Origin of the sequence: Novosphingobium sp. (assembly GCF_036820275.1) — a bacterium.
GTDB lineage: Bacteria > Pseudomonadota > Alphaproteobacteria > Sphingomonadales > Sphingomonadaceae > Novosphingobium.
On sequence record NZ_DAISLT010000089.1, the window covers coordinates 1 to 3,428 of the forward strand.

General features: G+C 63.5%; 3 protein-coding genes. All 3 read right to left on the reverse strand.

Features of this window, described 5'->3' with window-relative positions:
* Positions 1-440: 440 nt before the first annotated feature.
* Positions 441-2,612 (reverse strand): TonB-dependent siderophore receptor, encoded by a 2,172-nt coding sequence (locus V7066_RS28715; protein WP_334186334.1) that lies wholly within the window; start codon positions 2,610-2,612, stop codon positions 441-443.
* A gap of 60 nt (positions 2,613-2,672) precedes the next feature.
* Positions 2,673-3,068 carry a hypothetical protein gene (locus V7066_RS28720; RefSeq protein ID WP_334186335.1) on the reverse strand — a complete coding sequence of 132 codons (396 nt, stop codon included), beginning with the start codon at positions 3,066-3,068 and terminating at the stop codon, positions 2,673-2,675.
* A gap of 6 nt (positions 3,069-3,074) precedes the next feature.
* On the reverse strand, positions 3,075-3,428 hold a 354-nt coding region (locus V7066_RS28725), incomplete at its 5' end, for a Ca2+-dependent phosphoinositide-specific phospholipase C (RefSeq protein ID WP_334186336.1).

Consider the following 3,428-nt stretch of genomic DNA (forward strand, 5'->3'; position numbering starts at 1 on the left):
ACTACGTCCAGGGCCGCAAGCTGGTGGAGGCAGGCGCAAAGCCCGATCTCGCCGCACTCGCGGACAAGGAGCGGCCGCTCAAGGAACTGGTCCAGTGATATCTTGTGGGATCAGACCGGATATCACCCGCTCGCAGCTGTTGCGCAGATTTGCAGGCTCAGCCGTCCTGTATCGCGTCTGGTGCAGCGCACACGAGTAAAAGCGGCAGCTGACATAGCCGTAGCACAGTCACGAATAGCTACTATCCATGTTGGCCGCCCAAAACCTGCCGGTCTGCACCTGAGGGTCTAAATCGGCGGCAGCGCGACAGGAATGGGTCGAACACAGAACCGATGTTGTACTGGCAAACCTTATTATATCCTCGATTGAACGAGGACTGCCGCCCTTGAATTGGACGCCTCCGAACGGAATGCCCGCCGGGAGACGTCACTTTTAGGCGTTTAGAACTGATAGCGCAGGGTCAGCGTCACGTTGCGCGGCTCGCCATAGGCCAGCTGGTTGTAGAACCCGATCTGCGAGTAGTACTTCTTGTCGAACAGGTTCTCGACGTTGAGCTGCGCGGAAAGGCCGTTCTGTAGTTGGTAGCGCGTCATCAGGTTGACCAGCGCATAGCTTTTGATCTCCAGCCGCTCGGCCGCGCCGGTCACCGCGTTGCTGGTGTCGGTGTAGCTCTTACCCTCCCAGTTGACGCCGCCGCCTACGGTCAGCCCGTCCAGCTGGCCGCCGAAGCTGTAGGTGCTGAACAGGCGCAGCAGCTTCTGCGGGTAGAGCGAGTTCACCCGCACCCCGTCGGCATCTTTGGCGCGGAACTGCGTGTAGTTGGTCGAGAGCGACCAGCCGGGCAGGATTTCTCCGTTGGCCTCGATCTCGAAGCCGGTGCTGCGCGCGCCCTTCGCGGCACGGTAGGCGAGGCCGAGCGTCGGATCATTGTTGATGTATTCGTTCGGGATTTGCTGGCCGAGGTTGTCCTGCTCGATGCGGAAGACCGAGATCGCGGTGTTCAGCTTGCCGTCGAAGAACGTGCTCTTGAGGCCCGCTTCGTAATTGGCGCCGGTGACCGGCGGCAGGTAGCTGGCATCAGCCGCCTGATAATTCTGCGGCTGGAAGATCTTGGTGTAGCTGGCATAGACCGTGTGGTTGGGCGCGATGTCGTAGAGCGCGCCCGCATAAGGCAGGAACCGGTTCTTCGCGCCGAAATCCGCCGACGCGCCATAGGACAGGCCGGTGCGCTCCCAAGAGGACAGGCGGCCGCCGACGATCACCTTCAACTGGTCGGTCAGCGACAGGCGGGTGGCTCCGAAGTAGCCCCACTGCTTGGTCCTGGTATCCACCACCTGGCTGCGCGTACCCCAGGTCGGTTCGGGGAAAGAGCCGTCCCACTCGAAGTAGTTGCCCACCGCCGCGGTATCGAGCGCGCTGCGGCTGTAGAACGCGAAGTCCTGCTGCGCGTAGCTGGTGCCGACGATCAGGTCGTGGTCGCGGCCGAACAGCTGGTACTTGCCGGTCAGGCGCACGCCCACGTCGTTCTGCGCGGCGCGGCCCTGATAGTTCGCGGCGAAGGCGCCCAGCCCCTCGCCGGTGGTCTTGTCGACCGTGCCCGAGAGATAGAGCAGCTTCATGTTGCTCTTGTTGAGCGTGCGATTGCCGTAGACGGTGACCTGCCAGTCGTTACCGAGGTCCTGCTCCAGCCGGGCGAACATCGTCTGGTTGGTGGACTTCCACGCGGTCCAGTCCGCACCGATGGTCTTGGAACGGGCCCAGTTAGTGCGGGTGCCGTCCGAGTACCACACTGGCAGGCCGCCCCACTGGGTGCCGCGTGGATCGTTGTCCTGATAGCTGATGCCGGCGCTGACATGCGTGTTCGGAGTCAGATCGGCATCGACGACGCCGTATAGCACCAGCTTCTTGTTGTGCAGCAGGTCGGTAAAGCTGTCGCCTTCCTCGTACTTGGCGACGCCGCGGACGCGGATCGTGCCGTCCGAGGTCACCGGCGTACCGATGTCGGCCATGATCGAGTAGTTGTTCCAGCGGCTGGCAGACGCGGTGACCGAGCCGGTCAGGTTCTGCGCATCGGCATGCTTGCGCACGAGATTGATTGAGGCAGAGGGAGTGCCCGCGCCGGTCAGCAGGCCGGTGGCGCCGCGCACGATCTCCACCCGCTCGTAAAGCGCGACGTCGAGCAGCGTCTCGCCCGCGCTATAGGCAGTGTCGTACTGCACGGGGATGCCATCGATCTGGTAATTGTCGATGTCGAAGCCGCGCGCGGAAAAGCCGTTGCGGGCATTGTCGAGCGCGCGCGAGGAGACACCGGCGGCGTTGTTGATGACGTCCGACAGGTTGCGGATCGCCTGATCTTCAAGGCGCTGCGCGGTCATCACAGTGACCGACTGCGGCGTCTCGCGGATGGTGAGGCCAAGACCGGTGGCCGAATCCAGCTGGTCATTGGTGGTGTAGGAGCCATTGACGATGATCTCGTCATTGCTGGTCTTGCCCTCGGCGGGTGCTGTTTGCGCGTAGGCCGCCGCAGAAAGACCGATCGTGCCGCCCGCAAGCGCAGCAGCGGACACGCCGCGCAGCAGCGACGGCAGCAAAGTCTTGGACTCGAAACGCATGTGAAGATCCCTCAAAAGCAGCATTTTTACTGCTATTGCGACGCACTCGCGTTGAGGCCGCTATCTGTGATAACAACATATGTCAATTATCCCATGGCCGGGAATTTGATGGCTCCTGATCGAAAATCGCAGGATGGTTCGAGATGCCGTGTCCAAGTGCAGGTCCGCACCCGAATGGCGCCGCTGATGGCAACGACGGAGATTTCGCCCAATCCTCTGCGACCGAATTTCCAGCGCCCGTTCGCCATGCGGCGTGACGACGCTTTGCGCGACGGGCCAGGCCGGCCAGGGCTGATCGGTGCGGGTGCCTTCGGGCACTTCGCCGTTCAGCGGCGCGCGGATGCCGTGGCGCATGACCGGCACCGGCCGCTCCGTCACCAGATTGCGCGGTGTAGTGGGCGCGGCGTGAACCGCCGCCGGGATCAGCAGCGCCAGCACGGCGAGGATGACGGGCACGTCATCTCAGGGTTTTACGGCGCAGGGTCCAGCCACGCGCACCGGACTGCAGCCCGCCATTGCGCCGTTCGGCAGGGTGACGGTGAAGTGCAGGCCCAGTGGGTCGGGTGCACCGGGATAGTAGTCGGTGCTGACCGCCTGCGCGCCGCTCTCTATCGCCGCGCGGGTCTTGGTGAAATCGTGGGCGCGCGCCTCGACGGTGTTGGCGTCGGTGCGGGTGCGCACGATCACGCCGGCCTTCACCCATTCGCGGATCTTCGCGCCATCGACGAGCGGGTCCTGCACAATCTGGATCGCGCTTTCCGGCTCGCCATCGGGATACCATCCGAACATCGCGCGCCCCCGCAGCGAGGGATGGCC